Annotated in this window: 8 protein-coding genes; all 8 read right to left on the bottom strand. The window is 39.9% G+C overall.

Going from position 1 to position 4,147, the window contains the following annotated elements:
• Positions 1-131 precede the first annotated feature (131 nt).
• Positions 132-371, bottom strand: a complete 240-nt coding sequence (locus AC27HD_RS18655; protein ID WP_487107769.1) for a hypothetical protein — start codon at positions 369-371, stop codon at positions 132-134.
• Between the two features lie 235 nt (positions 372-606).
• Positions 607-927: a hypothetical protein gene (locus tag AC27HD_RS18660; protein ID WP_487107771.1), complete on the bottom strand. Its 321-nt coding sequence runs from the start codon at positions 925-927 to the stop codon at positions 607-609.
• Between the two features lie 109 nt (positions 928-1,036).
• Positions 1,037-1,303 (bottom strand): hypothetical protein, encoded by a 267-nt coding sequence (locus AC27HD_RS18665; protein WP_487107773.1) that lies wholly within the window; start codon positions 1,301-1,303, stop codon positions 1,037-1,039.
• 154 nt (positions 1,304-1,457) lie between these two features.
• Positions 1,458-1,805, bottom strand: a complete 348-nt coding sequence (locus tag AC27HD_RS18670; RefSeq protein WP_487107775.1) for a hypothetical protein — start codon at positions 1,803-1,805, stop codon at positions 1,458-1,460.
• A 143-nt stretch (positions 1,806-1,948) separates the two neighbouring features.
• Positions 1,949-2,419, bottom strand: a complete 471-nt coding sequence (locus AC27HD_RS18675) for a GNAT family N-acetyltransferase (protein ID WP_487107783.1) — start codon at positions 2,417-2,419, stop codon at positions 1,949-1,951.
• Between the two features lie 300 nt (positions 2,420-2,719).
• Positions 2,720-3,106 (bottom strand): hypothetical protein, encoded by a 387-nt coding sequence (locus AC27HD_RS18680; protein WP_487107777.1) that lies wholly within the window; start codon positions 3,104-3,106, stop codon positions 2,720-2,722.
• Positions 3,107-3,212: 106 nt separating this feature from the next.
• Positions 3,213-3,614: a hypothetical protein gene (locus tag AC27HD_RS18685; RefSeq protein WP_487107779.1), complete on the bottom strand. Its 402-nt coding sequence runs from the start codon at positions 3,612-3,614 to the stop codon at positions 3,213-3,215.
• A gap of 122 nt (positions 3,615-3,736) precedes the next feature.
• Positions 3,737-4,147 (bottom strand): Imm50 family immunity protein (locus tag AC27HD_RS18690; RefSeq protein ID WP_487107781.1); only part of this gene is annotated, 411 nt, incomplete at its 5' end.

Below are 4,147 nucleotides of genomic sequence, written 5' to 3' on the forward strand. Positions count from 1 at the left end.
CACTCGTTCAGGGTTGACAAAGGGAGTCATACCAACTTTTCAATAACGGGCGCAGGCACGTAGGGCAAACTAGCGAAGCGGCCCTACGAGTATGCGTCCCAGCGAACGTAGTGAGTGAGTTTATTGACTTGTTAGCTTCCCAGATTGATTTCAACGAAAGAAGCCTCTTTAAAAACACCTTTAGCCATACTAAAAACTTTATCCCTGTTAGATGGATGAAGAGTAATGTCGATAGCGTTATTTGAAGTTGTAAACAAAGTTATGCAGCCCGCTTTCTGAATTTTGACAATATCAGACTTCCTGATTACTCGACCTTTGAATTTATAAAAACGATAGTAAGAATTTGTTCTAACCTGTACAAATTCACCCATATCATTGAACGTCCTCTCCGCTTTATCTAAAAAGTTTGCCGGAACTACGGATTCGAATTTAATAATCAGAAATATGCACAGTATCAGCCCTGATACAAACAGCAAGGTTTCGATAAATCCTCCGGGGAGCTAACGCCCATATAAGGGGCAGTAATGCGTGGGCTAAAATCCGAGCGAAGCGACAGAGCCCACGTGTTACTGTCCCAGGGAGCTTGCGACCGACTTAATGTGTTTGTTAAATGCCAATTACTAACCTCATCGATTCTTCCGCAAATATAAAACCTAATAAAAAGAAAAGTATACGCGTAAAAGTATTAACAGCAAAACGCAATGCATCAGGGTCATACCATGGGTTTTTATCAAAATCATTCTCGGTACGAAGTTGTCGTTGAGACTCTCTAAGAATTTGCTTACCAATAACTAGCAATAAAATTAAGGAGAGAAAGGTAAGACCGTAAACTCCATCTGGAAGAGAGTAAAACTCAATAACGGGTTCGCTGAGTACTAGTAATACTCCAGCTATAAATGATGTTGTTTTTGTAGCATCCATTGGCATTTAACTTCCGTTTAAGGGGCACAAAAACATGGGCTACAATGCGAAGCTGCCCATGTGTTTGTGTCCCAGTGCGCGCTAGCGCACGACTTGAAACGTTTGTTATACGTTTTCATTGTGATTCCTTCAGAGCTAGTATTTGTTTTAGGTATTCGGTTCTTTGAATTGAGGCGTTTCCGGTTACAAAAATATTGGCAGCCAATAGAAGTGCTATGTAGGTATTGTTAAGCGGACTACCGATGAAATTTGTAGCAAAGATGCAAGCAATGACTAACAGAAAAGCAATTCCTGGAATGTAATACACTTTAGAGTATTTACTTTCCAACTCTTGAATTCTATTTATGTTTTGAAGCTTTAATTTAGCGTCAATATTTTCCATTTTTTATTCCTATGGACTCAACCATACGTATAACACCCGCATAAAGGGCGATAACACATGGGCTAAAATAGGAACGAAGTGACGCAGCCCATGTGTTAGCGTCCCAGCGAGCCTGCGAGCGATTTAATGCGTTTGTTAGTAGCCGCACCCAACATTACTCACTTATTTCTATTAGATAGCTATGATCGTACAATCCTTTTGGAGAAACGCCTTCAATTGACAATATTTCAGTTTTTTCATTAAAACTAAATTTTTGCCATCGAGCAGAGAGTTCCCAATGTACACTTTTTCCCTCAAGAGCATCTATTCTAACCTTTGAGTCACTGCTCATTCGCCAGAAAACGACTTCTGTGTCCAAGTTGAACCGTGGCTCTTTAGCGCCATCGATATAAACACGCACATTTAATCTAATAGTTTCTTCCCCGTCAGTGTCCCTGAAGTGAACACCAAAAGAATTACATGCTTCGATGAATGCAGCAAAGCTATCTTGGTTACTTGTCATTTATTATCCTTAAAAACTGAACGAACGCTCAAAGGCTACTAACTTTAAGCTAAGGGGCAATTACATGGCGCGCAAAATAGCCGAAGGCGCGCCATGTAATTGTCCCAGTGAGCCCGCTTTTGGCGAACGACTTAAGCGTTTTGTTAACTGCCAATGATTGAATCTCGCGACAAAACCCAACAACGAGAATTGTTAGTAAACCCTATTTTTTCATAATATTCATTTGCAGCCGGCGCAGCGATAAGTATTAGCTTACATCTGGGGCCTAGCTGTTCTTGAGTAACAATTTGCAGCTTCTTTCCCAACCCCATTTTCTGATGTGACTCTAAAACGGCTAAGTCTGACAAGTAACAAGCATAATGAAAGTCTGTGATGCTTCGAGCAATTCCGACAAGTGTTGAGCCGTCCCAAGCACTAACAATGAGATTGCTATTTTTTAACATACCCGTGATGCATTCCGTGTCATTGACTGGTCGTCTTTCACCTAAGCTAGAACCGTTGAGGACGGCAACAAACTGTTCAGCAGTGACTCCTTGGTTAACTTTGATTTCTATAATCGTAACTCCTTGGCAGTTAACACCCCGCATAACGGGCAAGTTTATGGGCGGGCACATTGAGCAAAGCGAAGGCCGCACTTAAAATTGTCCCAGCGACCGCAGGGAGTGCATTAATGCGATTGTTATGTTGTTTCGGTTTGGTCCGGTTTAGATAAAACATTCCATGACTCCTTGCGTTAGCCATTTAGCTAAAACAATACTCGTTTTACGGTGAGACAACGACTGATGGTTACTAGCGTGGACCAAACAGCGAATGCTCGCGAATTCGAGAAAAAGCTCCTGATAGAAAGATGGGAGTTACTTTTGAAAGAAATAGCCATCTCCAAGGTCGATCGTCATATATCATTAAATAGGTTACTACATAAAAAACTTCAATTTTTTAAAGTTAACTCCCATGCAAACCTTTAACGTTGAATGTAGCTTATTCATTTCAGGCTCTATGGAGGTAAAACTTATTTCATTTGAGAAAGTTATTCCTACAACACCTATATGATTACTATAACCAGAAATGGCACTTGAGCAGTGTTTGATTACCTTACTTTCAAACTTATCCCATTCCAAATAATCGTCAGCATTTTTAGCTTTTAACAATCTAGCTTCAATTGCTTTTCGTTCTGCCTCTTGCTCGTCATCGTGTTTTTTAATCACATACTGACTGAATTTATCAACAACAATAGTTTCAGATGTATTTGCAACCAAACTGCAGGAGAAAAGCACCAATGTCATCAATAATGGAAAGTTCACTATAATCTTCTTAAAACATAACACTCAAATAAGCGGCGCGCTCGCAACGCCAAAATAACAACTAGACTTAAACCGCGTCCGACTTGATTTGCTTTGTTAGGTACAATCATTTACCCGCCACCTTGAAATGGTGCTTTTCCCATAACGACTTATTAAAAAACCAGTTATAATAAATACAGAGTGGGAACAAACAAAAAAACAACATCCAAATCACTATTATATTTGCCCGATATTGACCTTCCTCTAACTTGACTTGCATGGCATACCATAAACCGAACAACGTTGGAGTGATCAACATTATAAGAACAATTCTCCAAGCAAGCTTAGTTGGCAGCACCTTAGAATTGTGTTTAATCAGTTTTACGCGAGCCTTGTCTGCGGGAACAACTAAACAGGCAATAGCTCCCAAAATTAATACCCAAGGGAGTTGAAACTGATAACCGATAAAACATATTACCGTTAAACCAAGGAGCCAAATAAAATAGACAACGAGCGCTTCCCTTAACATGTATCTCCTTGTACCTAACACCCCGCTTAGGGGCAAAAATACGTGGGCTATAATAACGAGCGAAGCGAGGACAGCCCACGTGTTATTGTCCCAGGGAGCTTGCGACCGGCTACAGCGGTTTGTTATGCATTTTTATATGCTGAAACTTTTGAAAAAAATACAACATCACAGATACAGCTTATATAGGCGCCAGCTTTCGAAACAAACTTAAAAGAATAAAGTTCGGCATTGTATCCCGTAAGTTTTTTTACTCGAAACTCTCCCACATTTTCAATAGCCCAATCCTTTAAAACAATCTCATCGCACGCTCCGAGAACTATTTTAACCTGAATGGTATTGAAATTTTGTTCGATCCATTTCTTAGGTGGATTAGCTGGCCACTCAAGTAAATCAAATTCTAACTTGATATCTTTTTCTTCAAAAGAAACTTTGCGGAGGTTAATCGTATCTCCGAATTCTGTTCCTTCAAAAATTCTCTCTAAGGCCTCACTTGAATGTAAATACTCTAACCACATGTTGAGTCCAACTAAATG

The organism is Alteromonas sp. 4NS20-0143 (genome assembly GCF_057542855.1).